This is a genomic window from Alterirhizorhabdus solaris (genome assembly GCF_007785815.1).
Taxonomy (GTDB): domain Bacteria; phylum Pseudomonadota; class Alphaproteobacteria; order Sphingomonadales; family Sphingomonadaceae; genus Alterirhizorhabdus; species Alterirhizorhabdus solaris.
Map to the genome: position 1 here is coordinate 1 of NZ_VNIM01000060.1, position 25,043 is coordinate 25,043.

At 67.4% G+C, this 25,043-nt stretch carries 27 protein-coding genes and 1 pseudogene; 10 read left to right on the forward strand and 18 right to left on the reverse strand.

Annotation, left to right across the window (positions count from 1 at the left end; translation table 11 throughout):
• Window positions 1-84: 84 nt before the first annotated feature.
• A complete protein-coding gene (locus FOY91_RS13965; RefSeq protein ID WP_145153123.1) occupies window positions 85-696 on the reverse strand; it encodes a hypothetical protein in 612 nt (203 codons plus the stop codon).
• A 10-nt stretch (window positions 697-706) separates the two neighbouring features.
• Window positions 707-3,682 (reverse strand): excinuclease ABC subunit UvrA, encoded by a 2,976-nt coding sequence (uvrA, locus tag FOY91_RS13970; RefSeq protein WP_145153126.1) that lies wholly within the window; start codon window positions 3,680-3,682, stop codon window positions 707-709.
• 244 nt (window positions 3,683-3,926) lie between these two features.
• Between uvrA and FOY91_RS13975 the strand changes: the two genes are divergently transcribed.
• The 5 genes from FOY91_RS13975 to FOY91_RS13995 all read left to right on the forward strand — a co-directional run bounded on the left by FOY91_RS13975 (window position 3,927) and on the right by FOY91_RS13995 (window position 6,826).
• Window positions 3,927-4,121 (forward strand): hypothetical protein, encoded by a 195-nt coding sequence (locus FOY91_RS13975; RefSeq protein ID WP_145153129.1) that lies wholly within the window; start codon window positions 3,927-3,929, stop codon window positions 4,119-4,121.
• 134 nt (window positions 4,122-4,255) lie between these two features.
• The gene (locus FOY91_RS13980) at window positions 4,256-5,035 is read left to right on the forward strand and encodes a transglutaminase-like domain-containing protein (protein ID WP_145153132.1); all 780 of its coding nucleotides are present in this window, start codon (window positions 4,256-4,258) and stop codon (window positions 5,033-5,035) included.
• Between the two features lie 214 nt (window positions 5,036-5,249).
• Entirely contained in the window at window positions 5,250-5,615 is a 366-nt protein-coding gene (locus FOY91_RS13985; RefSeq protein WP_145153135.1) for a UrcA family protein, read from the forward strand.
• Window positions 5,616-5,806: 191 nt separating this feature from the next.
• Window positions 5,807-6,067, forward strand: coding sequence for a hypothetical protein (locus tag FOY91_RS13990; RefSeq protein ID WP_145153138.1), 261 nt, complete (start codon window positions 5,807-5,809; stop codon window positions 6,065-6,067).
• 213 nt (window positions 6,068-6,280) lie between these two features.
• Window positions 6,281-6,826 (forward strand): hypothetical protein, encoded by a 546-nt coding sequence (locus tag FOY91_RS13995; RefSeq protein WP_145153141.1) that lies wholly within the window; start codon window positions 6,281-6,283, stop codon window positions 6,824-6,826.
• Window positions 6,827-6,867: 41 nt separating this feature from the next.
• On the opposite strand, the gene FOY91_RS14000 is transcribed toward FOY91_RS13995, so the two are convergent.
• Both FOY91_RS14000 and FOY91_RS14005 read right to left on the reverse strand, forming a co-directional pair.
• On the reverse strand, window positions 6,868-7,566 hold the full coding sequence (locus tag FOY91_RS14000; protein ID WP_145153144.1) for a glutathione binding-like protein: 699 nt from the start codon (window positions 7,564-7,566) through the stop codon (window positions 6,868-6,870).
• Between the two features lie 82 nt (window positions 7,567-7,648).
• The gene (locus FOY91_RS14005) at window positions 7,649-8,977 is read right to left on the reverse strand and encodes a methyltransferase family protein (RefSeq protein WP_238995702.1); all 1,329 of its coding nucleotides are present in this window, start codon (window positions 8,975-8,977) and stop codon (window positions 7,649-7,651) included.
• Window positions 8,978-9,029: 52 nt separating this feature from the next.
• On the opposite strand from FOY91_RS14005, the gene FOY91_RS14010 reads away from it, so the two are divergent.
• Both FOY91_RS14010 and FOY91_RS14015 read left to right on the forward strand, forming a co-directional pair.
• Entirely contained in the window at window positions 9,030-10,016 is a 987-nt protein-coding gene (locus tag FOY91_RS14010) for a tetratricopeptide repeat protein (protein WP_162527237.1), read from the forward strand.
• Between the two features lie 4 nt (window positions 10,017-10,020).
• A complete protein-coding gene (locus FOY91_RS14015; RefSeq protein ID WP_145153150.1) occupies window positions 10,021-12,309 on the forward strand; it encodes a glycosyltransferase family 4 protein in 2,289 nt (762 codons plus the stop codon).
• A gap of 111 nt (window positions 12,310-12,420) precedes the next feature.
• On the opposite strand, the gene FOY91_RS14020 is transcribed toward FOY91_RS14015, so the two are convergent.
• From FOY91_RS14020 to FOY91_RS14025, 3 genes are all read right to left on the reverse strand, one after another.
• Entirely contained in the window at window positions 12,421-13,044 is a 624-nt protein-coding gene (locus tag FOY91_RS14020) for a sigma-70 family RNA polymerase sigma factor (protein WP_238995704.1), read from the reverse strand.
• Between the two features lie 104 nt (window positions 13,045-13,148).
• Window positions 13,149-13,286: a hypothetical protein gene (locus FOY91_RS22030; protein ID WP_203234577.1), complete on the reverse strand. Its 138-nt coding sequence runs from the start codon at window positions 13,284-13,286 to the stop codon at window positions 13,149-13,151.
• A gap of 76 nt (window positions 13,287-13,362) precedes the next feature.
• Window positions 13,363-14,160, reverse strand: a complete 798-nt coding sequence (locus tag FOY91_RS14025) for a response regulator (protein ID WP_145153156.1) — start codon at window positions 14,158-14,160, stop codon at window positions 13,363-13,365.
• 281 nt (window positions 14,161-14,441) lie between these two features.
• Here FOY91_RS14025 and FOY91_RS14030 point away from each other — a divergent pair, with 281 nt between their 5' ends.
• The 3 genes from FOY91_RS14030 (at window position 14,442) to FOY91_RS14040 (ending at window position 16,809) form a co-directional block, all read left to right on the forward strand.
• Window positions 14,442-14,681 (forward strand): NepR family anti-sigma factor, encoded by a 240-nt coding sequence (locus tag FOY91_RS14030; RefSeq protein ID WP_145153159.1) that lies wholly within the window; start codon window positions 14,442-14,444, stop codon window positions 14,679-14,681.
• 66 nt (window positions 14,682-14,747) lie between these two features.
• Window positions 14,748-16,310, forward strand: a complete 1,563-nt coding sequence (locus FOY91_RS14035; protein WP_145153162.1) for a sensor histidine kinase — start codon at window positions 14,748-14,750, stop codon at window positions 16,308-16,310.
• 361 nt (window positions 16,311-16,671) lie between these two features.
• A complete protein-coding gene (locus FOY91_RS14040) occupies window positions 16,672-16,809 on the forward strand; it encodes an entericidin A/B family lipoprotein (protein ID WP_145153165.1) in 138 nt (45 codons plus the stop codon).
• 77 nt (window positions 16,810-16,886) lie between these two features.
• Here FOY91_RS14040 and tatC read toward each other — a convergent pair whose 3' ends face one another.
• From tatC to FOY91_RS14095, 11 genes and pseudogenes are all read right to left on the reverse strand, one after another.
• Window positions 16,887-17,654: a twin-arginine translocase subunit TatC gene (gene tatC / locus FOY91_RS14045; RefSeq protein WP_145153168.1), complete on the reverse strand. Its 768-nt coding sequence runs from the start codon at window positions 17,652-17,654 to the stop codon at window positions 16,887-16,889.
• Entirely contained in the window at window positions 17,651-18,076 is a 426-nt protein-coding gene (tatB, locus tag FOY91_RS22415; protein ID WP_238995705.1) for a Sec-independent protein translocase protein TatB, read from the reverse strand. The genes tatC and tatB overlap by 4 nt, the downstream gene beginning before the upstream one ends.
• Window positions 18,077-18,117: 41 nt before the next feature.
• A complete protein-coding gene (locus FOY91_RS14055; RefSeq protein ID WP_145153171.1) occupies window positions 18,118-18,375 on the reverse strand; it encodes a twin-arginine translocase TatA/TatE family subunit in 258 nt (85 codons plus the stop codon).
• A gap of 26 nt (window positions 18,376-18,401) precedes the next feature.
• The gene (gene scpB, locus FOY91_RS14060) at window positions 18,402-19,010 is read right to left on the reverse strand and encodes an SMC-Scp complex subunit ScpB (protein ID WP_145153174.1); all 609 of its coding nucleotides are present in this window, start codon (window positions 19,008-19,010) and stop codon (window positions 18,402-18,404) included.
• Window positions 19,007-19,753, reverse strand: coding sequence for a segregation and condensation protein A (locus FOY91_RS14065; RefSeq protein ID WP_145153176.1), 747 nt, complete (start codon window positions 19,751-19,753; stop codon window positions 19,007-19,009). The genes scpB and FOY91_RS14065 overlap by 4 nt, the downstream gene beginning before the upstream one ends.
• Complete coding sequence (gene nagZ / locus FOY91_RS14070) at window positions 19,746-20,753, reverse strand: beta-N-acetylhexosaminidase (RefSeq protein WP_145153179.1); 1,008 nt, start codon at window positions 20,751-20,753, stop codon at window positions 19,746-19,748. The genes FOY91_RS14065 and nagZ overlap by 8 nt, the downstream gene beginning before the upstream one ends.
• Before the next feature lie 425 nt (window positions 20,754-21,178).
• Window positions 21,179-22,150 carry an L-histidine N(alpha)-methyltransferase gene (gene egtD, locus FOY91_RS14075; RefSeq protein WP_145153182.1) on the reverse strand — a complete coding sequence of 324 codons (972 nt, stop codon included), beginning with the start codon at window positions 22,148-22,150 and terminating at the stop codon, window positions 21,179-21,181.
• Window positions 22,150-23,409, reverse strand: a complete 1,260-nt coding sequence (egtB, locus tag FOY91_RS14080) for an ergothioneine biosynthesis protein EgtB (protein WP_145153186.1) — start codon at window positions 23,407-23,409, stop codon at window positions 22,150-22,152. Before egtB ends, egtD begins: the two co-directional genes overlap by 1 nt.
• A gap of 81 nt (window positions 23,410-23,490) precedes the next feature.
• The gene (locus FOY91_RS14085) at window positions 23,491-24,060 is read right to left on the reverse strand and encodes a cob(I)yrinic acid a,c-diamide adenosyltransferase (protein WP_145153188.1); all 570 of its coding nucleotides are present in this window, start codon (window positions 24,058-24,060) and stop codon (window positions 23,491-23,493) included.
• 4 nt (window positions 24,061-24,064) lie between these two features.
• A complete protein-coding gene (locus tag FOY91_RS14090) occupies window positions 24,065-24,292 on the reverse strand; it encodes a twin transmembrane helix small protein (protein WP_145153191.1) in 228 nt (75 codons plus the stop codon).
• Window positions 24,293-24,301: 9 nt separating this feature from the next.
• Window positions 24,302-24,952: pseudogene (locus FOY91_RS14095) on the reverse strand (glutamate--tRNA ligase family protein); the annotation flags it as partial.
• Between the last annotated feature and the right edge of the window lie 91 nt (window positions 24,953-25,043).

The following is a 25,043-nucleotide window of genomic DNA, read 5'->3' on the forward strand; positions in this document are numbered from 1 at the left end:
CAGATCAGACGGATATCGCTTGGTCTTCCTGGCGATGTCGGACATCCGCCCTCGGCTCTCTTCGGTCCACATCCAGAGCCTGAATCACATCCGACCAACCGTGCAAAGCCTTTTCCAAACGGTCTCTGAGGCCTCCACTGCTGCCGCAAGATTATCATCCGCTTCTTTAAGAAGCTGCGCTGCATCCGGCGGGACATCCACTTCAAGAACACGAATGCTATCTAGCCCTGCGATGACCTCTACAATGTCACGTTCGAAAAGCGGATAAAATACAGGCGCGGTTGGTAGATTATGTCCTTTTTCGAACAAGTATCGGCCAAGTTTGGCTAACCTTGGCCCCTCCCAATTCCACTCAGCTGCTACATATCCGTCTTCAAAGAATACGATGTGACAGACGTCGATAAGCCCTTCGTCTTCTTGCAGTTCAAGCGTCTGGAGTTTGCCTCCGCTCTCAACATCGGGAAGTGAGCCAAGTCGAGTGCGACCGAAACGCATTCTAATTGGAAAATCGAGCCTGTCTGGAAAAACACAGAGCCTCGAATTAGTAATCGGGTCGTACTGGTATCTTCCTTGGTCCTCAAAGGGAAGATTCTCTATCCTCTGAAAAGATCCTGACAGTCTCTCCTTAAATTCGCTAAAATGCTCGAACTTAAAGAAGTACACTTTACGTAGAACACCATTTTCACCATCCGCCACTCTGCTTCCCCTATTTTATCTTGCTCCGCCCACTTTCAGTTTTGCTTGCTTTCACCGTCCCCAACAACGGCTTCAGATACCGCCCCGTATAACTCCGAGGCTCCTTCACCACCTGCTCGGGGGTGCCCACCGCGACGATCTCGCCGCCCTTGTCGCCGCCTTCGGGGCCGAGGTCGATCAGCCAGTCGGCGGTCTTGATGACCTCGAGGTTGTGTTCGATCACCACCACGCTGTTGCCCTGCTCCACCAGCGCGTGGAGCACCTCCAGCAGCTTGCGGACGTCCTCGAAGTGGAGGCCGGTGGTCGGCTCGTCCAATATGTACAGCGTGTTGCCGGTGGCGCGGCGGGAAAGCTCCTTGGCCAGCTTCACCCGCTGCGCCTCGCCGCCGGACAGCGTGGTCGCCTGCTGGCCCACCTTCACATAGCCAAGGCCCACCTCGGCCAGCATCGCCATCTTGTCGCGGATCGGCGGCACCGCCTTGAAGAACTCGACCGCGTCCTCCACCGTCATGTCCAGCACGTCGGCGATGCTCTTGTCGCGGAACTTCACCTCCAGCGTCTCGCGGTTGTAGCGGGCGCCGTGGCACACGTCGCAGGTGACGTACACGTCGGGCAGGAAGTGCATCTCGATCTTGAGCACGCCGTCGCCCTGGCACGCCTCGCAGCGCCCGCCCTTCACGTTGAAGCTGAACCGCCCCGGCTTGTAGCCGCGCGCCTGCGATTCAGGCAGGCCGGCGAACCAGTCGCGGATCTGGGTGAAGCTGCCGGTGTAGGTCGCCGGGTTCGATCGCGGGGTGCGACCGATCGGCGACTGGTCGATGTCGATCACCTTGTCGAGATATTGCAGCCCCTCGATCTTCTCGTGATGCCCGGCCAGCATCCGCGCGCCGTTCAGCGTGCGCGCGGCGGTGGCGTAGAGCGTGTCGATGGTGAAGGTGGACTTGCCCGAACCGGAGACGCCGGTGATGCAGGTGAAGGTGCCGAGCGGGATCGAGGCCGACACGTTCTTGAGGTTGTTGGCGGTCGCGCCCTTCACCGTCAGCTTCTTGCCGTTGCCCTTGCGGCGCTTCTCCGGCAGCGGCACGGACCGGCGGCCGGTGAGGTAGTCGGCGGTCAGGCTGTCCTCGTTGGCGAGGATCTCCTCCAGCGTGCCCTGCGCCACGACCGCGCCGCCGCGCACGCCGGCGCCCGGCCCCATGTCGATCACATAGTCGGCGGTGCGGATCGCATCCTCGTCATGCTCCACCACGATCACGGTGTTGCCCAGATCGCGCAGCCGCTTGAGCGTCACGATCAGCCGGTCGTTGTCGCGCTGGTGCAGGCCGATCGACGGCTCGTCCAGCACGTACAGCACGCCCGACAGGCCGGAGCCGATCTGCGACGCCAGCCGGATGCGCTGGCTCTCCCCGCCGGAAAGCGTGCCGCTGGTGCGATCGAGGTTGAGGTAATCGAGGCCGACATTGTCGAGGAAGCCGAGCCGCTCGACGATCTCCTTGAGGATACGCTCGGCGATCGCATTCTGCTGATCGTTGAGGTGCCTCGGCATGTCGCGGAAGAAGGCGAGCGCCGGGCCGACCGCGCGCCGCGTGGACATGCTGATGTCCTCGCCCGCGATCTTCACCGCGCGTGCCTCCGGCTTCAGCCGCGCGCCGCCGCACACCTCGCACGGGGCGGCGGACTGGTACTTCGCCAGCTCCTCGCGCATCCACGCGCTCTCGGTGGAAAGCATCCGCCGGTTGAGGTTGCCGATCACCCCCTCGAACGGCTTGCTGACCTCATAGGCCTTCCTTCCGTCGATGAATTTGAGCGTGATCGCCTTGCCGTCGGTGCCGTGCAGGATGGCGGCGACATGCTCGGGCGCCAGCTCGTTCCACGCGGTGTCGAGCGAGAAGCCGTAGTGCTTGGCGAGCGATGCCAGCACCTGCATGTAGTAAGGCGAGGGCGGGTTCGATTTCGCCCAAGGCACCACCGCGCCCTTCTTGATCGAGAGATTCTCGTTCGGCACCACCAGCTGCGGATCAAAATACAGCTTCTCTCCCAGCCCGTCGCACGCCGGGCACGCCCCCTGCGGCGCGTTGAACGAGAACAATCGCGGCTCGATCTCGGCGATGGTGAAGCCGGAGACGGGGCAGGCGAACTTCTCGCTGAACGTGATCCGGTTGGCCGGCACGCCGCCGACCCCGGCGGCGGCCGATCCCTTGGCCGCGCCCTTCTTGCTCGTGCCGGTGGCGGCGGCTTCCGCCTCGCCCTCGCGGCCGGGCACCACGCCTTCGGCCAGATCGACATAGGCCAGCCCGTCGGCCAGCTTCAGCGCCGTCTCGAAACTCTGCGCCAGCCGCGTGCCCGCCTCGGGGCCGACGACCATGCGATCGACCACCACCTCGATGTCATGCTTCAGCTTCTTGTCGAGCGCGGGGGCTTCCTCGATCTCGACGATCTCGCCGTCGATCCGCACGCGGGTGAAGCCGTTGCGCTGCCACTCGGCCAGCTCCTTGCGATATTCGCCCTTGCGCCCGCGCACGACGGGCGCCAGCAGGTAGAAGCGCGTGCCCTCGGGCAGCTGCATCACCCGGTCGACCATCTGGGAAACGGTCTGCGCGCTGATCGGCAGGCCGGTGGCGGGCGAATAGGGCACGCCCACCCGCGCCCACAGCAGCCGCATGTAGTCATAGATCTCGGTCACGGTCGCCACGGTGGAACGCGGATTGCGCGAGGTCGTCTTCTGCTCGATCGAAATGGCGGGGCTGAGGCCCTCGATATGATCGACGTCGGGCTTCTGCATCAATTCGAGGAACTGGCGCGCGTAGGCCGACAGCGACTCGACGTAGCGCCGCTGCCCCTCGGCATAGATCGTATCGAACGCGAGGCTCGACTTACCCGAGCCGGACAGGCCGGTGATGACCACCAGCTTGTCGCGCGGGATATCGACCGACACGTCCTTGAGGTTGTGCTCGCGCGCGCCGCGCACGCTGATGTGGGTCAGCATGGGGCGTGGCCCCGCTCGATGATGTGGCTCGACATAAGGCTCATGTTCCAGATTTGTTCGCATCGGGCAAGCAGGCGGCGGCGCTTGCCGGCCTGCGGATATAGGGCGGGCGCCGCCACTTCCTAGCCGGCGCGAACAGGGTTCCCGCAACGCTTAAGCGCATGCCCTCCATGCCGTTAACCCAGACAGCAACGAAGCCGATCCGCCCGCCCGGGTGGTGGCAACCTTCCCGGAAGGACATTCTGTGGTCACGCGTACGATCGACAATCCCACGCTGGAAAGCCTGCTGATCCAGGCGCTGAACGGCAGCGACCGGCTCGGCTACGATCAGGTCGCCGTGCACGTCGCCACCGCGATCGACGCGTTGCGCCGCGAGGTGACGCGCAGCCGCCCGCGCAGCGCCGCGCCGACGCTGTATCACATGGCCGGGCGCGGCTGATTCGAGGGCGCCCCCGCCCCGGCTCTCCCCCCTTTCGCAACGTGCCGGCGTTTATTATTCCGCACTTGCGAAACGGCGGAACGCGGCGCTTTCTCGCGCGCTTCGGGGCAAGCTATCGAACGGGGGTCTGGAACATGCGGCTGAGCATAGAGGCGGTGCTCGACTATCATATGGAGGAGCCGGTCGACGTGCTCCTCACGATCGAGGCGGCGCCCTTGCCGGACCAGATCATCATCGAGGATTCGCTGACGGTGGAGGGCAGCGGCCCGCTGCGCACCGTGGCCGGCGAGGACGACATCGGCCGCCGCACCTGGATGCATGCGGAAGGATCGTGGCGCGCCACCTATCGCGGCGTGTTCGACGTGACGCGCGACGTGCCCGCGCTGGAGACGCTGAAGGTGGCCCATCGCCGCGACCTGCCGGCCGAGGTGATCCCCTACCTATGGCCCAGCCGCTACTGCGAATCCGACCAGTTCGGCACCTTCGCCGAGCGTGAATTCGGCGAATACGAGGGCGGCGAAAAGGTACAGGCCATCGCCGACTGGATCTACGAGCATACCGACTACATTCGCGGATCGAGCGATTCGACGACGACCGCCAAGGATACCTTCGTGGAGCGGCAGGGCGTGTGCCGCGATTTCGCGCACCTGATGGCCACGCTGTCGCGCGCGTCGGGCATCCCCGCACGCGTCGTCTCTGCCTATGCGTGGCAGCTCGACCCGCCGGATTTCCATGCCGTCGTGGAGGTGTATCTCGAAAAGGGCTGGCACCTCGTCGATGCGACGCGGCTGGCCCCGGTCGAGGGGCTGGTCCGCATGGCGGTCGGCCGCGACGCGCTCGACATCGCCTTCATGACCGTGTTCGGTGGTTGCCAGCTGATCGAGCAGCGCGTGTCGGTCGAGCGACTGGACTGACCCGGCTGTGATCCGGCGACGGCAGGGCCTGTCGCCACGCCGGTTTCCGAAACGCAATTTTGTTCTTTCAATGTAACGACTTTGGCTGTTCTTCGTTTTGTACGGAGACCGCAATCAAAGTGGAACAGACCTTCTGTAGCGGAAGCCCCGACAGCGACCCGGACGGGCCGCCAACGTCGAAACCACGGTTTCCGTTTTCAGAAGGTTTGTTTCCATGACGACCAGCATTCGCTCCGTTTCGTTCATCCTCGCCGCCGGTCTCGCCATCGCTGTTCCCGGCGTTGCCTTCACCGCAGCCCCTGACGCGGACCAGCAGTCCGCAAGGGTTTCCTATCGCGACCTCGATCTCAAGAGCGAACAGGGCGTGGCACGCCTGCGCCAGCGCGTCCGCGCCGCGCTGACCGTCGTCTGCGGCCGGGCCGAAACGCGCGGACTCAACGCCAACGCGCAGGTCAACCGCTGCCGTGCCGCGGCTCTGGCGAAAGCGCAGGACAGCATGCAGCTTGCCGTCGCCACTGCCCGCACCGACACCCGCCTCGCACAGAACACCGCCCCGTCGATCGCGATCGGCGCGCGCTGACCATCGATGGCGGGCCACCCGGCCCGCCGGCAAGGCAACGCCCCCGGGCCGCGAGGCCCGGAGGCGTGGCCATGTCTGGGCGTTGTTCCCTCCCTGCGATGTCCCCTGTCCTGCCCATGCCGCGCCGTCGGGTCGCCTCCGGAACGGCCCGTTCGGCAATGCGTTGGCAACATACAGACAGGAGACGATTCATGGCAGACGAGAACGCGAACGAGGCGACCGGCGGCACCCACCCGACCACCCATGTCCGGGAGGGACGCGACTCCGGCGACGATGCACGGCTGAAATCCGATCCGTCGCTCGAGGATGCCAAGCTCGACGTCGCGCTGGACGAGACGTTTCCGACCTCGGATGCCCCGTCGAACACCCAACCCGGCAAGGGCAAGGATCCGGCTCCTTCCTCCGGCTACGACGCTGCCGCCGAGAAGGAACGGATGGACGCCAAGGAGTGAAACCGACGCCGCCCGGCCCGCGATCTCGCGGTACGGGCGGCTTCGAATTCGGCGTCGGTTACGGAAATGCGACGATCCGTTGACCGTCATGTTGCATTGCAACAGGAAAGATGCTCCCTTCGTGAATGCCGGGTGACGGCGCGATTAAGCCCTCCGCAACCAGGAGCGTGCTTGGATCGTAACTTGATCGATTACAGGTTCGGGGAGGTTGCAATGGGCGCCCAGTCGAGACCAGCGGACGGCGCGATGACGCTGTCGGAGATGAAGGAATTCGCCGGCTTTCCTGGCGCGACCCAACGGTACATCCGTCGTTCTCTCGATGTCGGGCTGGAGCGGGAGGATGCCCTCAGCCGCTGGTCTCGCGATGTGATCGAGGCCGCCAGCATCCGCGCCCAGCGCCGCGTGTACGAACGGCTGGACCACGTCCGCGACACGGTGCCCGACGACAGCGGCCTCGATGCGGTCGAACCGTTTCTCGCTCCGCTCGTCACGATGACCGCATTCGATCTGGGCCAGGATCGGCTGGCGAGCTTCGGCTCCTATCGCTTTCTTTACGAACGGCTGATCGGCGCCAATGTCCGTCCGTGGCTGCCGGGAGCCTTCTGCGCCGCCGCCGCCTTGCCTCACCTCCACCCGGAAAAGCGCCGGGTGCTGCTGCAGTCGATCAGTGAGGCTGCGGCCACGGCACCCGGCTGGTCCAATCGCGAGCCGAGTTTCTTCCCCGAATGGGTGGAAAAGGTGGAGATGCGGGCGAACTGAAATCCGGGCCGTCGCCTCGTCGAACGGCGGCGGCTCCCGGATCAGGCTTTTGTGCTGCCGTTGCCGAACAGAATGGCCTTTGCCTTGTCGTCCATTTCCCCCGGCTGCGGATTGACCTGTTCGGCCAGGGCATAGGCCGCGACCGTAGCGGGTCGCACGGCGATCGCATCGAACCACCGCTTCACGTTCGGGAAGTCGGCCAGATCCTGATCCTGCTTCTCGTGCGAGACGATCCACGGATAGATCGCCATGTCCGCGATCGAATAATCCGCCCCCGCCACGAATGCCCGGTCCGCCAGTCGCCGGTCGAGCACGCCGTACAGCCGCGCGGTTTCACGGACGTAACGGTCGATCGCATAAGGGATTTTCTCTGGCGCATAGCCGTTGAAATGGTGGTTCTGCCCGGCCATCGGCCCCAGCCCGCCCATCTGCCAGAACAGCCATTGCAGGACCTCCGCCCGCCCGCGCAGGTCGGCGGGAATGAAGCGGCCGGTCTTCTCGGCGAGATAGAGCAGGATCGCGCCCGATTCGAACACGCTCACCGCCGCGCCGCCATCGGCCGGTGCATGATCGACGATCGCCGGCATCCGGTTGTTGGGCGATATTTGCAGGAACGCCGGCTCGAACTGCGCGCCCGCCCCAATGTTCACCGGCACGATCCGGTAGGGCAGCGCCGCCTCCTCCAGAAACAGGGTCGCCTTGTGGCCGTTCGGCGTGGGCCAGTAATACAGATCGATCATCGAGTGCCTCCGATTTCCACCCCCACATAGGCACGGCCCCGCGCCCGCGCATCCGCCCGATGCGCCTGCGCTCGTGCAGCGTCTATCCGCCGGCGCGCGGCAGCGGTGCGGGGGCACCGCCGATCCGGCGCAGCAGGCGCGGCAGCGGGGCGTTTCGGTCCATCCACGCGGCATAGTCGCGATAGGCCGGGTCGGCGCCCAGATGCCGTTCCTCGGTCCGCGCCCGCCAGTAATAGACGCCGCTGACCGCCGCGATCGTCACGGTGTTGCGCACCATGTCGGTCATGCTGCCGGTGGTGACGAGGAACGGCATGGACGAGAGCCACCAGAACAGGTTCTTGGACAGATACGCCGGGTGCTTGCTCCAGCGATACGGCCCGTGCGTCAGGATGCCGCGATGGGTGAGGTTGGAGAAGCGCAGCCCGAACGCCACCGTCGCCCACGCATAGATAGCGGTCAGCGCCACCAGCCCCGCCCCCGCCAGCGCCAGCGCGATCGGGTGGCCGGCCAGCCACGCGCTCCATTCCTGCGTGCCGGTGTGATAGTAGAGCGGCCCGCCCTGCCCCATCAGGATGAAGGGCGGATAACAGATCAGCGCCGCCGCCCACCCGGCCGCATAGGGGTTGGCCGAGCGGATGTGCGCGTCGAGCGGCTTCATCGTCAGCAGATAGCCCACCGTCGCCATCGCCACGTCGATCAGGAACATCACGGCGATCAGCCACTGCGTCAGCGATACCGGATCGGCGAGCGCGACGCCCAGGTCCCCCCGCACCACGTTGCCGTAATTGCCCGGCACGATCGAGATCATGAAGGCCGTGAAGAACCCCTTCACCGCCCACTGCCGCGCATGTTCGGCCAGCGCCTCACGATCGACCTCCCCCTGCCCCAGCAGCAGCGCCCCCAGTGCGAACGCGCCATCGCGCGGCTCGATCAGCCGGCGATCGAGCCACAGCACATAGGGGATCGACAGCACCACCAGCACCGGCGCGGCGACCGTGAAGAAACCCATCGCGAACGCATAGCCCCCCTCCCAGTACCAGCGGCCGCAGGCATAGAAGATCGCGATCGCGCACCAGGTGGACCACAGCCCGGCCAGCTTGGTGAGGCTGGTGTCGAGCGTGTCGCGCCACGGCCGGGGCGGCACGGTCCAGTCGATCCCGGTGGTGGGACTGCGATGAACGCGATCGACCAGCAGCGACCACAGCACCATCGGCACCCCGCAGGCGACGAGCGCGACCAAAGCGGCGAGCGGCCCGTCCATGCCGAACGAGCGCGCCAGCAGCATCCAGCCGGCCAGCCCCGCCAGCCCGGCCAGCCCCCCGCCGCCGCTGACCGCCGATGGCGGGCGCGGATCGGCGGTCGTCCCGGGCGCGCCCGGTCGGTCGGTCCGAGTCTGCTCGCCTTGCTCCACCTCTTCAGCCCCCGTCCGCCTGCCTGCGTTGCTATAGGCCAGGGATGACCGGGTGGTGAAGGGCCGGCAGTTGGCGGATGACGCCGGCAGCCGCTATGGACACGCGATGCCCGGCCCGCTCGCCACCCTGATCGCCCGCCCGATGCTGGGCCAGGCCCGCCGCGCCGCTCGCGCCGGCGACTGGGCGGGCGCCGCAGACCGCTATGCCGCGCTGATCGCCCGCGGCCTCGCCACCCCGCGCGATCATGTCCAGCGGGGCCATGCGTTGAAGGAGACCGGCGATCTTGCCGGCGCCGAGGCAGCCTATCGCTCCGCCACGACCGCTTTTCCGCTCGATGCCGATGCGCTGCGCCAGCACGGGCTCTTCCTGCGCCATCATGGCGACCCGGAACATGCCGCCGACGTGCTCGCCCGCGCGCTCGCGCTCGATCCGGACGATGGCGCCATGCGCGACGATCTCGCCGGCACCGCGCTGGCCGGCGCCGGGCTGGACGAGCGGATGATCGGCGCGCTGCTGGGTGGGGCGGACGTGCCTCCGGCCCTGCCCGGCCCCCTGCGACGTCTGCGCGCATGGTGGCACCGCGAGGCCGGCCACCGCCATGCCCGCAGCCGACAGCCCTGGGGCGCGGTGCGCCACTATCGCGCCGCGCTCGCCGCCGATCCGCGCCAGCCGGCGGTGCTGGTGGCGCTCGGCGATGCCGCGATGGCCGATGGCGATGCGATCGGTGCGGTGCATGCCTATCGGCTCGCGTTGTTCCACCGCCCGCGCGCGCCGCTGGTGTTCGCCGCGCTCGGCCGTGCGCTGGCCGCCGCCGGGCGGCGGGCGGCGGGGCTGCAGGCGATGCTGGCGGCGTGGCGGCTGTCACCCGGCCTGCCCGCTGCCGCCGCCGCGCTCACCGCCGCCGGCTGGACCGCCGCCGATCTCGTCCGCCTGACCGAGCGCAGCTGGGGGTTCCTCGAACCGGCAGCGCCCGACGGGCTGGATCGTCGCGAGCGCGCGATCTGGGCGCATCTCGCCTTTGCGCTGGCCGGGGAGTAGGCCTGTGCGGATCGTGATCGACCTGCAAAGCTGCCAGAACGGCAGCCGCACGCGCGGCATCGGGCGGGCCGCGATGGCCCTCACTCGCGCAATGATCGCCGCGGGGCGCGACCATGATTATATCGTCCTGCTCAGCGATCGCTTCCCGGGCACGATCCTGCCGATCCGCCGTGCGCTGGCCGATCTGCTGCCGGCGGAAAAGATCGCCGTCTGCGCGCTCCCCTCGCGCACCGCCTCCGCCGATCCGAACAATGCCTGGCGCAACCGCGCCGCCGAGATCATGCTGGCCGACTTCGTCGCCGTCCTCGCGCCCGACCTGCTGTTCATCCCCAGCCTGTTCGAGGGGTTCTGGGACGAGATGGTCACCGCAGTGGCGCCGGCATCGTACCGTACCGCCGTGCTGCTGTACGATTTCATCCCGCTCGACCACGCCGACATCTACCTGCCCGGTGTCGGCATCCGCACCGCTTACTATCGCAAGATGCGCGCGGCGGCGGCGGCGGACCTTCTCCTGGCCGATTCGCATCACGTCGCGGGCGAGGCCGTGGTGAAGCTGAGCGTGCCGGCGGACCGGCTGGTGGCGATGCCGCTCGGCGTCGATCCCGGCTTCCGCCCGCCCCAGCCCGGCGCGGATCACGCCGGGCTGATGGCGCGGTACGGCATTACCCGTCCGTTCGTGCTGAACACCAGCCCGTTCGAGCCGCGCAAGAATATCGGCGGGCTGATCGCCGGGTTCGCCGCGATGCCGGCGACGCTGCGCGACGCGCACCAGATCGTCCTCGTCGGGCGGGTGAAAGATGCCGCGCGGCAGGCCATCGCCGCGCTTGCCGCCGGGGCGGGGCTGCCCACCGATACGGTCGTGCTGGCCGGCTTCGTACCAGACGAGGACCTCGTCGCGCTTTACGGCGCGTGCGCGCTGTTCGCCTTCCCGTCGCTGGGCGAGGGCTTCGGCCTGCCGGTGCTGGAGGCGATGGCGTGCGGCGCATCCGTGATCGGATCGAACACCACCAGTATCCCCGAGGTGATCGGCCGCGACGACCTGCTGTGCGACCCGACCGATCCGGCGGCGATCGGCACGGCCATGGCGCGCGTCCTGAACGACGCCGGACTCAGGCGAGAGCTGGCGGCATGGGGGCCGGCGCGCGCTGCGCTGTTCAGCTGGGAGGCTACCGCCGCGACCGCGCTCGACGCGTTCGAGCGGACCTGCGCTGACCCGCTGCCTGCACGGCCTGCGCTGGCGGATGCCTCGCCCGCCTCAGCCCGCCCCCACCTCGCGCTCATCTGCGATGACAGCGGTGCGGCGCTGGCAGAGCCGCTGCTGCGCGCACTCGACACGGACTTCGTGGTGACGGCGGTGGTGCCCGGTGGCGCACTTGCCGATCCGTGGACGGCGGCGAATTTCGACGCGCATGACTTCGGATGGTTCGAGCGACATGCCCCGCGTTTCGATCACATCCTCTACGTGGCCGCGTTCAGCGCCGCACCGGTTGCGGATTTGATCGCCGAGTTCCCCGGCGTGCTGCTCCTGGTGGATCGACCTGGCGATGCCCCCGAATCGTCTCGCCTGCGCGATCTGTTCGCGACCGGCGGTTTTGCCGCGATCCTCGACGCGCAGGAACGCCCCGCCCGCCCGGCACCGCGCGGCGCGACGCTGCTCCGCCATACGACGGGGTCCGTGATCGAAGGCGTCGGCGACTTTCCGTCTCCGGGCGCGAGCAAACACATCGCGGCTGCCGCCGTCGCCCGGCTGGTGACCACGATCCGCAGGTCCGTGCCCACCACGCCCGATCCACGCCGCGTTCTGGCTCAGGCCCTGCCCAGGGCCGTCCGCGAAACCCGCCCGACAGCCGACGATCTCGCGGAGGTGGCAAAAGCGGCGGCGCGCAACGACGCGCTGCGCCGTGCGCCGATGACACTGGTGGATGTCTCCGCGCTTGCGGACGGCATGCCGACCCCGGCACGGCAAGCCGCGCTCAGAGCTCTATTAAAGATCGGCAACAAGCAGCTTCATTATGTCAGCGTGACCGGGAGCATGCTCGTGATCGCGGATCGTCTGATCGCCGGCGCTCTGGGGATCACCCCGGACGTCTTCGCAGAAACCGCGTTCTTTATCCGCCCCGGTGACCGCCTGATCCGGACAGTCGATTTCGGCGACGGCAGCGGCGCGGCTTCCCCCGCCTCTACCGCGGCCGAAGAGGCCGGCGCTAAGATTCTCACGCTGGCCGGGCCTGCTCTCGTGCGATTTCTCGCCGATCCGACGATCATTGCAGGCCCGCTTGCTATTCCAGACTAAATCGAACCTGGGCGGCACATTATGGTGCCATCAAAGCCTCATAAACCGCCAAACCGAAACGGTCCGGCCTCTACAGAGAGGGAACCGTCACGCCCTGCGACGGTCGACCGTTCAACGACCCCGGCTAAGCTCGTCGACCTCGTTCATGATCGTCTGCAAGGCGGTACGCCCGGTCGTCGGCACCTGATCCCGGCGCGACGGCAGCTTGCCCTCGGTCAGTAACGCCTCGAGCGCCACTCGACCCCGTGCAACCCGGCTCTTGATCGTGCCAACGGCGCAGCCGCAGATCTCGGCCGCTTCCTCGTAGGCAAAACCGCCTGCGCCAACCAGAATCAACGCTTCGCGCTGCGGCTGCGGCAGATGAAGCAAGGCACGCTGCATATCGCCAAGCTCTACGTGTCGATCCTGGCTGGCTGGTGCGGCCAGAAGCTTCGATGCGGTCAGTTCGTCCCACTCGCCCTTGAACCGTGCCCGGCGCATCTGCGACAGGAACAGATTGCGAAGGATGATGAACGTCCATGCCCGCATGTTCGTACCGGCCTGGAAGCGCTTTCGCGCCGCCCAGGCCTTCAGCAGTGTTTCCTGCACCAGATCGTCGGCAAGATCGCGATTGCCCGACAGCGACCTGCCGAACGCGCGCAGGTGCGGGATGACGCGCCCGAGTTCGACCTTGAACTCTTCGTCCGAAAGCGGCACCGGCTCGACATAATCGTCTCGCGCCTGATCGTCCTGCATCCACGCATCCCACGGTAGTGTCATTGCCGAAACGGCTTATCGACCCGCCCAACATAGCGCGCGGGTCGCATTTTACGAGCCGTCCGGCGCTCTATTCCAACGATTTAACGCCAGAAGAACAGGATCGCCGCGAAAAGGATCACGATCAGGACGAGCGATATCGACAGGACATAACGGGTCACATGGGTCGACGCGCCCGCCCGGGCCTCCTTGCGGGTCAGATGGACCTCTTCATCAGCCATGTCGCCAACCCTCCTCGTTATCGTCCCGTTACAAACGTCACGCCGTGCGGCTGGTTCCGCCGCACGGCCCGGCGCATCAGGCGGGGACGGTCTGGAGGTCGAAGAACAGCGCCTGGGCGATCGCCGCCTTCACCGTGGAGCGCTGGAACGGCTTGGTGATGAGGAAGGTCGGCTCGGGCCGCTCCCCGGTCAGCAGCCGTTCGGGGAAGGCGGTGATGAAGATCACGGGTACGGAGAACTCGGCGAGGATGTCCTTCACCGCGTCGATGCCGGAGCTATCGTCCGCCAGCTGGATATCGGCCAGCACCAGCCCCGGGCGTTGCGCCATCGCCTGCGCGACCGCCTCGTCGCGCGTCACCGCGACGCCGGTCACACCGTGGCCGAGATCGCGCACGATCGTTTCGAGATCCATCGCGATGATCGGTTCGTCCTCGATGATGAGTACCTCGGCGCGCGTGTGACGCTCGATCTCGGCCAGTGCGTCGGCGACGAGCGTATCCACCTCCGAAGCGGTCAAGCCGATCAGGTAGCCGGCATCTTCCGAGGTGAAGCCCTCCATCGCCGTCAGCAGCAGGGCCTGGCGCGAACGCGGCGTGACCTGGGCGAGGCGAGCCTGGGCGATCGACTCGCTCTCGCCGTCGTCGATCACGGTATCGGCGGGGTCATCCGCATTGGTCGACGCCCAGATGCGCTGGAACGTGCGGTAGAGGCCGAGCCGCGCATCGACATCGCGCGGAAAATCGCCCGGCGCCGCGACGATCGCCTCGAGCGCGGCACGGACATAGGCATCGCCGTGCGTCTGGTTGCCGGTAAGCGCCCGCGCATAGCGACGCAGGAAGGGAAGATGCGGGGCGAGTTCCTGGCCGAGCGACATGTGATGCGGTACTCCGTGGATGCGACAAGGATTGTGCCTTGCGCCCTAGATGATTGGCGCGGGGGCCGAAAGCAAGCGCGCCAACGCCCTGCCCGCTTCCCCCGAAGCGCAGACCGGCCGCATCGCGAACGACTGCACGGGAGGGGGAACCAACTACGGAGTTTTTTGTTTCCTCGCAGCGAAGGCCATTTTATCGGCCCGCATCGCAGGTTCTGGTACGATCCGGGACAAGCGAGCGTGATTGACGGTTTCGCTTGTGTACGCGCGGGCCGATGCGTGGATTGGGGGAGCGGCGCATCCGGCGCGCGGATGTTTCGGTCGATTGTCGCGAGGGGAATATCGAGTTGGGTGCGAAAGATGACAGGAAGGGGCAGGCGGATGCCGCAGCTCCGCGCAAGTCGGCGATCCGGGAAGATGTCGCCGGCGGCAATGTCGGCAACGCCCTTCGGACCGTGTACGACCAGACGGTCAACGAGGACATCCCGGGTGAGATGCTCGACCTGCTCGGCAAGCTTGCCTGACGGCAGCGTCGATGCCGTGAACGTGGACCTTCCCTTCGATTTCGTTCCCCGCGCCGGGAAAGGCGCATGATGTCCAGCCTGTTCGGCCGGCTGTCGACCGGCATGAAGATGCTGCTGATCCTGTCGGCAGCGCTTCTGCCGCTCGGCATGATCGCCATTTTCGCGTCGATCGAGTCAGCCAAGGCGAACCGCCTTACCCGCGAGGCGGAGGTTCGCCTCATCGCCGCCGAAAGCGCCCGTCGGGTAACTGTCGCGATCTCCACCGCCTCCTCCGCGCTGCGCAGCGGCTTCGCCGCCTCGGGTGTCGTCGATACCGCCGATTGCCGGCGGATGCTGGGGGCGATCGCCGCTGCCAAACCATATCGCATCGATCTGGGCATCTTCGACTCGGCGGGGCGGCGCATCTGCGTCACCGGTGGCTTCACCCCGAACGTCGCGATGCCCCCCGCCGCCGGTATCGGCACCGAGGTGCGCGTGGTGGAAAGCGAGAGCCTGCTGCGGTTCAGTGTCGGTGGATTACCGGGCGGCGAAGTAGCGGTGGGCGAATTGCCGCGCGAGACGATCGTCGCACTGCTCGCCCTCCCGCGCGAAGATGGCGCCTACGGGGCCCGCCTGCGCGAGGGCGACGCCGTCATCACCATGTCCCGCTCCGCCCGAGATACCGGACCGCTCGCCCGCAAGGTGCTGGTGGCGGCGCCGGTGGCAGGGGGTCAGATGTCGCTGGAGCTCGGCAGCCCGCCCACCCCGATCCGCGCGATCGAGGTGCTGATGATACTCCTGCCGATCCTCATGTGGCTGGCCGCCGCGCTGATCGGCTGGATCGTGGTCGATCGGCTGGTCCTGCGGCCGCTCGGCCAGTTGCAGCGCGCGATCACCGCTTATGGCGATGCCAAGGGCACCCTGCGTCTGCCGACCCTCACCACGCCCTCACGCGAGATCCGCGCATTGGCGGAAGCCTTCTCCGCCGTGACCCGGACGCTGACGGCGCATGAGGCCGAGCTGGAAAACGGTCTGGCGCGCCAGACCAAGCTGACCCGCGAGGTGCATCACCGGGTCAAGAACAACCTCCAGGTCGTGTCCAGCCTCATCAACCTGCATGCACGCGGCGTGGCCAACCCGGAGGTCGGCGCTGCCTATGCCTCGATCCAGCGGCGGGTCGATGCGTTGGCCGTCGTCCACCGCAACCATTATGCCGAGCTGGAGGAGAACCGCGGCGTCGGCCTGCGCCCGCTGCTCGGCGAACTGGCGTCCAATCTGCGTGCGACCGCGCCGCCCGAGGCCGCGAGCATGGCAATCACGCTCGAATTGCTGCCCGCCTTCGCCTCGCAGGATGTCGCCGTGCCGGTGGCCTTCATGGTGACGGAACTGGTCGAGCTGGCGATGATCTGCGACCCGCGAGGTGGCGTGGCGATCCGGCTTTCGGCGGGGGACCGACCGGATCGCGCGGAATTATCGGTGGTGGCGCCGGGATTGATCGACGAAACCTGCCGGGACCACCCCTCCCATGGCCGCTCGTCCCGCGTGCTCGAAGGTCTTTCGCGTCAGTTGCGCGCGCCGCTCGATCGCGATCCCGCGATCGGCCGCTATTCGATCGCGATCACGATCGTGCCCGCCGACGACGTGGAATGAACCCTTGTTCGCCGGCTGTGACCGGCGGGTGAAGCACCTTGCTCCTTCGTCATCCTCGGCCCTTTTGGGCCATGATCGGAAAGAGTTGAAAAAACCATCGTTCCGGGAACCGGCGAAGGCCCGGAAGGTTTAATACCACGGACAGCGACTTTATGCCCCCCCGCTCTCGCTGTCCGACATCAAGGTCCGGAACCGCTGCTCCTCCCCCGACAGCGTTCCGGACCCAATTTTTTATTCCTCTGCGAAATATCCAGCCGAATGTTGGCGAGGCGGAACAATGCCGTTCGCCAGACATTATTTGCCCGGTCCTCCCGGACGGCGTGCCGCGCCGGAGGTACAGGGTTAGATAAGGGAGCTTAAAATGGTTCGTAAGATCTTCGCACTCGCGCTCGTGGCTGGTGGTCTGATGACGGCGGCATGCAACACCGTCGAAGGCGCCGGCAAGGACGTCTCGTCCGCTGGCACTGCGGTTTCCAAGGCAGCCGACAACTCCAAGTAAGGCTCCCAGCTAAACAAAGGCCCCGTCGGGAAACCGGCGGGGCCTCTTGTTTGTCCAGCGCATGCCAAAATACGGGTTTACAGCGGCACGACCTCGCTCGCCTTTTCACGCGCGCGCTTGCGCTCGGTGAACCAGATCGCGATCAGCGCGAGTTCGTACAGCAGGACCAACGGCACCGCGAGCAGCAGTTGCGAGAAGACGTCCGGCGGCGTCAGCACGGCCGCGATCGCGAACGCACCGACGATGGCGTACCGCCGCCCCGCTATCAACTGCAACCGCGTCACGATGCCGGCGCGTTCCAGTAGCATCAGCAAGACCGGCAACAGGAACGCCACACCGAAGCCGAACAGGAATTTCGTGACGAACGACAAATAGTTTCCGACCGCCGGCAGCGCTTCCTGCTGAATGCCGCCGAGGTTTCCCTGATAACCGAGCAGGAAATGCAGCGCGAGCGGCATGGCGACGTAATAGGCCAGCGCAGCGCCACCGAGAAACAGGATCGGCGTCATCAGCAGGAAGGGCAGGAACGCCCGTTTCTCCTTGGCGTAGAGGCCCGGCGCGACGAACTGCCAAAGCTGGCTCGCCATGATCGGAAAGGCCAGCATGATCGCGGCGAAAAACGCTACCTTGATCTCGGCGAAGAACGCCTCGAAGATATCCGTGTAGATGATCCGCCCCTGCCCTGCCCGCAGCAGCGGCTGGACGAGGAAAGCGAAGATCGGCCGCGCGAAATACAGGCATAGCGCGAATGCCCCGCCCAATGCGGCAAAGCTCCACAGCAGCCGGCGGCGCAGCTCGATCAGATGCTCCATCAGCGGCGCGCGCGTCTCGTCGAGGTCCTTCATCGCGGCGGCTGACCTTCACCGGGGATCACCGCACCCGGCAGCGGCCGCATCACCGCGCCATGTGCGGGATCGACCGCGCCAATGCCGGCAGGCGTATGATCGTCTGGATGGTCATCGCCCGGCTCGTCATCGACCAGGCCGCTACGCAGGGAAGACGCTTCACTGTCGCCGGTCGGGTCCGGGTGGGGCGGATGTTCGCGCATGATGCGCTCGTTCTCCGCTTTCCACTTCTTCTCCATCTCGTCCAGTTCGGCCTGACGCACCATCTCGTCGAAGCCGGAGCGGAATTGGCGGGCCACCCCACGCGCACGACCGACCCACTGGCCCACCACGCGCATCACGCGCGGCAGATCCTTCGGTCCGATCACGACGAGCGCGACCAGCGCCACGAGCAGCAGTTCGGTCGGCGCGATATCAAGCATCGATCGGGGCGGTATCCGGTGAAAGGACGGCCGAGGCCGGATCAGTTGGCGGGGCGGTCGTCCTGCATCGGGCGCAGTTCACGGTCGGGATTCGGCTCGATGGGCGCTTGCGTCTGCAGGCGCGCAGCCGGGCGCGGCGTGGCGGGCTCGTCGGCATGGTCGTCTTCCGACATGCCCTTCTTGAAGCTTTTCAGGCCCTTGGCGACATCGCCCATCATATCGGAAAAACGGCCCTTGCCGAACAGCAGCAGCACGATGATGCCGACGATAAGCCAATGCCAGAGGCTGAGGCCACCCATGATGAATCTCCTTGATCCCCCCTCATCTAGTCGTCCGCGCCGTCCTTTTCCACCTCCGACTGCGCGGGGCCGTCCGCCAGTGCGGTTTCCAGCGCCAGATCGACCGGGTCGAGCAGCCCGGCCGCACGCAGATCGTCGATGCCGGGCAGGTCGCGGCGGCTGGCGAGGCCGAAGTGGCTGAGGAAGCCCGGCGTCGTCGCATACAGCAGCGGGCGCCCCGGCACCTCGCGCCGGCCGGCGGGGCGCACCCAGCCCGCCTCCATCAGGACGTCGATCGTCCCCCTGGAGATCTGCACGCCCCGGATCGCCTCGATCTCGGCGCGGCTGACCGGTTCGTGATAGGCGATGATCGCCAGCGTCTCCACGCCCGCGCGGCTCAGCCGGCGCGGCTCCTCCCGCTGGCGGCGCAGGATATGGGCCAGATCGGGCGCCGTCTGGAAGTGCCAGCGCCCACCGCGCTCGACCAGATCGATGCCGCGCCCGGCATAAGTGGCGGCGACCCGCGCCAGCGCCGCAGCGATCCCTTCGCGCGTCCCGATGGCGGCGGCGATCTCGGTCGGTGTCATCGGCAGCTCCGCCGCGAACAGCGCAGCCTCGATCGCACGGGCCAGATCGTCCGGTTCCGCCTCACTCACAGCGCGCGGATCATCAGGGGAGCGAAGGCAGCGTCCTGCGTCAATGCTACCTTGCCCTGCCGCGCCAGTTCCAGCGCAGCCAGGAAGCTGGAGGCGAGCGCCGAGCGGCGGTAATCCGGGTCGGGCGCGTCGGGCAGGAAGGTTTCGAGCGCGGCCCAGTCTATCTCCCGGCCGATCAGCGCCTCCACCCGCCGGATCGCCTCCTCGAGGCTCATCACCGGCCGCCGCGAGACGATATGGATCGTCTCGACGCCCCGTGCGCGCACCGTGCCGTACGCGGCGATCAGGTCGAACAGGCTGGCCTGCCACGCCGGTGTCCGCACCAGCCGCAATCCCTCCGGCGCGCCGCGCGGGAACACGTCGCGGCCGATCCGGTCGCGCGCCAGCAGCCGGGCGCCGGCCTCGCGCATCGCATCGAGCCGCTGAAGCCGCAGGTGCAGCCGCAGCGCCAGCTCCTCGGGGCTGGGGTCCGCCTCCGGATCGCCCGGCAGCAGGAGGCAGGATTTGAGGTAGGCGAGCCATGCCGCCATCACCAGATAATCGGCGGCGATCTCCAGCCGCATGTTGCGCGCCTGCGCGATGAAGCGGAGATACTGCTCGGTGAGCGCCAGAATCGAGATCTCGCGCAGGTCCACCTTCTGCGATCGCGCCAGCGTGAGCAGCAGGTCGAGCGGCCCCTCCCACCCGTCCAGTTCGAGAGTGAGGGTGTCGGCGTCGCCCGGCTCCGGCGCCGCGTCAGGCATAGGCCAGCAGCGCGTCGCGTTTGGCGACAAGATCGGCGAACGGCGTGGCCGGGGCGGCGCCCGCGATCGTCGCCATCGCGCGGTCGAGCCGGGCGCGTGCCTCGCTGCCGATCTCGCCCACGCCGGCCGCCACCGCGACCATTTCCGCCATGTCCCCCGAGCAATGCAGCGCGATGTCGCACCCCGCCGCCAGCACGCCGCGCGCGCGGGTCGTGAAGTCGCCCGACAGTGCGTGCATTCCGAGATCGTCGGACATCAGCAATCCGTCGAAGCCGATGCGCCCGCGGATCACGTCGCCGATCACGGTGGCGGAGAGGCTGGCACACTCGGACGCGTCCCAAGCGGGATAGACGACGTGCGCGGTCATCGCCATCGGCGCGTCGGCCAGCGTGATGAACGGCGCGAGATCGCGTTCCAGCGCGGCAGCGTCGGCCGTCACGACCGGCAACTCGACGTGGCTGTCGGCGGCGGCGCGACCGTGGCCGGGAATGTGCTTGACCACACCGACCACACCGCCCGCGCGCAACCCCTCGATCGTCGCGCGGCCGAGGGCGGCGACACGCATCGGCTCGGCCCCGAACGCGCGGTCGCCGATGATGTCATGCCCCTCCGGGTCGCGCACGTCGAGCAGCGGCAGGCAATCGACGTTGACCCCCACCTCCACCAGCATCGCCGCGATCGCCTGCGCGTTCGCCCGCGCCGCCTCGATCGCCGACATGGGCGCGACATCGTACAGCCGGTCGAACGCCTCGCCATTCGGAAAGACGGGCCATTCGGGGGGCGCCATGCGGGCGACGCGGCCGCCCTCCTGATCGATCAGGATCGGCACGTCGGCGCGGCCGGAAAGCGCGCGCAAATCGTCGGTCAGCGCCTTCATCTGCGCGCGATCGACGCTGTTGCGGCGGAACAGGATGTAGCCGGCCGGGTCCACCCGCGTGAAGAAAGCGCGCTCGTCGGCGGAAAGCGTGGGGCCGGCGAGGCCGAGGAACAGAGGGGTCATGGGGGCAGGCTCCGGTTACCGCGCGGGTCTAGCCCAGCCGACCGTGCGATTCCAGCGTGGGCGATCGTGCGGCGTCCTCGGGAGAACCTGATGCGACACTCCTCCCCCGGGCGACGTCGCGGGGCTGCCAGAGGCGTGGCGCTTCGTGTCTCGACTTCGCTCGACATAAGGGTGCTCGCCGATCGACATTCCGCGACGAGTCCCATCACACCGTCACCCCGGACCGGGGTCCGCGCTCAGGCAAACGCAGCGTCGAAGACCGCGGGCCGCGTCGGTTGCCGCATGGTGGGCCCCGGAACAGGTACGGGATGACGTTTTTTTCTGAAGGGCGTTGGCTTCCCTCGCCCATCGCCCGAAAACGCTGCGCCTGCCGATGCCCCGTACCCGACGCCTACCTGCCCCTCATCGGAACGACCCCCTTTACATCAGGGCGCGGTGCCGGCGGGGCGGGCTTCGGCGAGGATCAGGGCGAACCTGCCTTCCGCGTCGGTCCACTCCTGAACCGGCGTCCATGCCCCGGCGCGCAGCAGCAGGCGGGCGTCACGCGGGCCGTATTTGTGGCTGTTCTCGGTGTGGATCGTCTCGCCCTCCGTCATGGCAAACCGCTCGCCGCACACGGTGAAGGCCACGTCGCGGACTGCCTCCAGATGCATCTCGATCCGCGCCTCATGCTCGTTCCACCGCGCGCGATGACGGAAGGCGTCGATCGGGATGTCGCCCGCGAGTTCGCGGTTGATGCGATGGAGCAGGTTGAGGTTGAACGCCGCCGTCACCCCGGCCGCATCGTCATAGGCGGGCACCAGTACGTCGGGCGACTTCACCCGGTCCATGCCGATCAGCAGCATCGCCCCCTCGCCCAGCGTCTCGACCATCGCGCGCAGCAGGTTGACGGCCGTACGCGCCACCATGTTGCCGATCGTGGAGCCGGGGAAGAAGCCGAGCCGGGGCAGCGTGGCGATGCCTGCGGGCGGCTCGATCGGATAGGTGAAGTCCGCCTCCACCGGAATGATCGGCAGCTTGGGAAAGTCCGCCGCCAGCGCCGCCGCCGAAGCGCGCAGAAAGTCGCCGGAAATGTCGATCGGCACATAGGCCGCCGGCTCGATCGCGGCGAGCAGGTGCGGCGTCTTGGTGGAGGAGCCGGAGCCGAACTCCACCAGCGCCCGCCCCGGCCCCACCAGCCGAGCGACCTCGCCGGCGTGGGCCGCCAGCAGCGCCGTTTCGGTGCGGGTGGGATAATATTCCGGCAGGTCTGTGATCTTCTCGAACAGCTCCGATCCGGCGCGGTCGTAGACCCAGCGGGCGGGAATGGCGCGGGGGCGCATCGCCAGCCCCGCCAGCACGTCGGCACGAAACGCCGGATCGACGGCGGCGGTGGTGCGGTCGATTTCGAGCAGCATCAGAGATCCTTCGCCAGCCGGATGCCGGTGAACTGCCAGCGTTGGTGGGGGTAAAAGAAATTGCGGTAGCTGGCCCGCACATGCCCGCGCGGTGTCGCGCACGATCCGCCGCGCAGCACGAACTGGCCGGACATGAACTTGCCATTATATTCGCCGACCGCGCCTTCGGCCGGGCGGAAGCCGGGGAAGGGCAGATAGGCGCTGCCGGTCCACTCCCACACGTCGCCGAACATCTGGCGCAGCCCCGTACCGGCAGGTGCGGCGCGCGGGCGGACCGGGCCGGCCTCGTCGAGAAAGTTGCCGGCGGACGGATCGAGCGTGGCGGCCGCCGATTCCCACTCCGCCTCGGTCGGCAGGCGGGCGCCGGCCCAGCGGGCGAAAGCGTCCGCCTCATAATAACTCACGTGGGTGACGGGGGCCGCCGGATGCAGCGGGTGCAGCCCGTCAAGCGCGAACGCACGCCAGCCGTCTTCCTGACGACGCCAGTAGAGCGGCGCCTCGATCGCGTTGGCCTTCACCCAGGCCCATCCGTCCGCCAGCCAGTGGCGCGGATCGGCGTAGCCGCCGTCGTCCACGAAGCCGCGATACTCGGCGGTCGTGATCGGCCGGTCCGCCAGCGCGTGGGGATGCAGCAACGCACTGTGACGCGGCCCCTCGCAATCGAACGAGAAGCCGTCGCCGTCGTGGCCGATCTCGACGATGCCGCTGCGCCCCTCGATCCAGCGGACCGGTGCGGGCACCTGCGCCGGCACGTTGCGCGGGCGATCCCATACGGAGGGCACCAGCGGATTCTCGCCGAACAGGTTGAGGATATCGGTGAGCAGCAGCTCCTGATGCTGTTGCTCGTGATGGATGCCCAGTTCCACCAACGTGCGCGCCGCATCGGACAGGCCCGGCAGCGCCGCGGCCACCGCAGCATCGACATGGGCACGCCACGCCAATATCTCGTCCAGCGACGGGCGCGTCAACATCCCCCGCCGGTCGCGCGGATGGCGCGCGCCCTCGGCCTCGTAATAGCTGTTGAACAGGAACGCGAAACGATCGTCATAGGCGGCGTAGCCGGGCACGTGATCGCGCAGCACGAACGTTTCGAAGAACCAGGTGACGTGCGCGAGATGCCATTTCGCCGGCGAGGCGTCGGGCATCGGCTGCACGCTGGCATCCGCATCGGATAGAGGGGCGGCAAGCGCGGCAGTCAGCCCGCGCGCCTGCACGAAGCGCGCGACGAGTGTATCGCCCTGCGGCGCTGTGTATGTCATCTGTGGATTGTTCATCTCTGCCCTCGCCGCAACCGAACGAACGGAGCAATCTTTCGTTTCAGCGGCATGACCGCCACGCGTCTAGCGCGTCGCCCCCGGCTGCCACAGCACGTCGCCACCGGCGCGTGCGCTGATCGCCCGGCCAAGCACGAACAGATGGTCCGACAGTCGGTTGACATAGCCGAGCGCCTGCGGGTTCAGCGCCACCGTCGCGCCTGCCGCCACCGCCGCCCGCTCCGCCCGCCGCACGATCGCGCGGGCGAGGTGGACATGCGCCGCCGCCGGATCGCCGCCGGGCAGGATGAAGCTGCGCAGCGGCTCGAGATCCTCGTTCATCGCGTCGATCTCGCGCTCCAGTCGCTCGACCTGCGCGGCGGTGATCCGCAGCGTCATCTCGCCGGGGGTGAAATCCTCACCCGGCGTGGCGAGATCGGCACCGAGATCGAACATCTCGTTCTGGATACGGCCGAGCATCAGGCGAAACTGCGCGTCCTGTACGTGCAGGAGCGCGACGCCGATCGCGGAATTAGCCTCGTCGGCATCACCGATCGCCTGCATCCGGGGATCGGACTTGGCGACGCGCGAGCCATCGACCAGCCCGGTTTCGCCATGGTCGCCGGTGCGGGTGTAGATCCGGTTGAGCTTGACCAATTTCTCAGCCCGAGCGCGAGAGCATCAGCAGCAGGATCACGAAGATCACGGCCAGCGCCTGAAACATGATCCGCATCCGCATCATCTTGTTCTGGCGCATGCCCGAGACGCTGGGGCCGGTGCCGTTGAGATCGGCCTCGGTCGTCTGAAGGAAGACGATGATACCACGCACGAGCGCCCCGACCGCCGCCAGCGCGGATAGCACGATCAGAATGACGAGGAAGGTTTGCATGGGACTTACCTAATGGCTGGGCGTGACAAAGCCAATGCCGCGCCCGCGCAATCTTGTCAGCAATAGACGTGGATCAACCTCCTCCTCGCGCAATACGGCAAGCGCGGGGGCGCCATCGCGCTTGGCGAGGCGGCGGCCGTCCTCACCGGCCAGCAGCGGGTGGTGGTGGTAGCGCGGCACGGGCAGGCCGAGCAGCGCCTGCAACAGCCGGTGGACGTGAGTCGCCTCGAACAGGTCCACCCCACGCACCACGTCTGTTATCCCTTGCGCGGCATCATCGATGGTGACGGCAAGGTGATAGGAGACGGGCGCATCCTTGCGCGCCAGCACCACGTCGCCCAGCAGATCGGCGCGTGCCGGAACCGTGCCGGCCCCGGCATCGGTCCATTCGAGCGGGCCGGTGCGCGCGATCGCGGCGGCCATGTCGATCCGCCATGCGTGTGCCACGGCGGCGCGGCGGGCGGGGTCGTCGGGCAGCGCGCGGCAGGTGCCGGGGTAGAGCGGCGTCGGGCCATGCGGGGCGGTGGCGCTCGCGGCGATTTCGGCGCGGGTGCAGAAGCAGGGGTAGAGCAGCCCCATCCCCCGCAGCCGATCCAGCACGGCGGCATAGACCGGCAGCCCTCCGGACTGGCGGACGACCGGGCCATCCCACCCCCCCCCCTCTCTCTTCTACACATCTGCCGCTCCCGCCTACTCCTCACCTGTAGATACAGGCGGTGCGGCTCTCTGTTAAGACTAAAATCCACAGTTA

Excerpts from the sequence above, each read along its gene's own strand:
- tatB (WP_238995705.1), bottom strand. The coding sequence starts at position 18,076 with ATGCTTGATATCGCGCCGACCGAACTGCTGCTCGTGGCGCTGGTCGCG.
- FOY91_RS14055 (WP_145153171.1), bottom strand. The coding sequence starts at position 18,375 with ATGGGTGGCCTCAGCCTCTGGCATTGGCTTATCGTCGGCATCATCGTG.
- egtB (WP_145153186.1), bottom strand. The coding sequence starts at position 23,409 with ATGACATACACAGCGCCGCAGGGCGATACACTCGTCGCGCGCTTCGTG.
- FOY91_RS14020 (WP_238995704.1), bottom strand. The coding sequence starts at position 13,044 with ATGCAGGACGATCAGGCGCGAGACGATTATGTCGAGCCGGTGCCGCTT.
- FOY91_RS14035 (WP_145153162.1), top strand. The coding sequence starts at position 14,748 with ATGATGTCCAGCCTGTTCGGCCGGCTGTCGACCGGCATGAAGATGCTG.
- FOY91_RS13990 (WP_145153138.1), top strand. The coding sequence starts at position 5,807 with ATGGCAGACGAGAACGCGAACGAGGCGACCGGCGGCACCCACCCGACC.
- FOY91_RS13995 (WP_145153141.1), top strand. The coding sequence starts at position 6,281 with ATGGGCGCCCAGTCGAGACCAGCGGACGGCGCGATGACGCTGTCGGAG.
- FOY91_RS14065 (WP_145153176.1), bottom strand. The coding sequence starts at position 19,753 with ATGCCTGACGCGGCGCCGGAGCCGGGCGACGCCGACACCCTCACTCTC.
- tatC (WP_145153168.1), bottom strand. The coding sequence starts at position 17,654 with ATGAAGGACCTCGACGAGACGCGCGCGCCGCTGATGGAGCATCTGATC.
- FOY91_RS13985 (WP_145153135.1), top strand. The coding sequence starts at position 5,250 with ATGACGACCAGCATTCGCTCCGTTTCGTTCATCCTCGCCGCCGGTCTC.
- FOY91_RS22030 (WP_203234577.1), bottom strand. The coding sequence starts at position 13,286 with ATGGCTGATGAAGAGGTCCATCTGACCCGCAAGGAGGCCCGGGCGGGC.
- egtD (WP_145153182.1), bottom strand. The coding sequence starts at position 22,150 with ATGCTGCTCGAAATCGACCGCACCACCGCCGCCGTCGATCCGGCGTTT.
- FOY91_RS14090 (WP_145153191.1), bottom strand. The coding sequence starts at position 24,292 with ATGCAAACCTTCCTCGTCATTCTGATCGTGCTATCCGCGCTGGCGGCG.
- FOY91_RS14040 (WP_145153165.1), top strand. The coding sequence starts at position 16,672 with ATGGTTCGTAAGATCTTCGCACTCGCGCTCGTGGCTGGTGGTCTGATG.
- FOY91_RS14025 (WP_145153156.1), bottom strand. The coding sequence starts at position 14,160 with ATGTCGCTCGGCCAGGAACTCGCCCCGCATCTTCCCTTCCTGCGTCGC.
- FOY91_RS14000 (WP_145153144.1), bottom strand. The coding sequence starts at position 7,566 with ATGATCGATCTGTATTACTGGCCCACGCCGAACGGCCACAAGGCGACC.
- uvrA (WP_145153126.1), bottom strand. The coding sequence starts at position 3,682 with ATGCTGACCCACATCAGCGTGCGCGGCGCGCGCGAGCACAACCTCAAG.
- nagZ (WP_145153179.1), bottom strand. The coding sequence starts at position 20,753 with ATGACCCCTCTGTTCCTCGGCCTCGCCGGCCCCACGCTTTCCGCCGAC.
- FOY91_RS13980 (WP_145153132.1), top strand. The coding sequence starts at position 4,256 with ATGCGGCTGAGCATAGAGGCGGTGCTCGACTATCATATGGAGGAGCCG.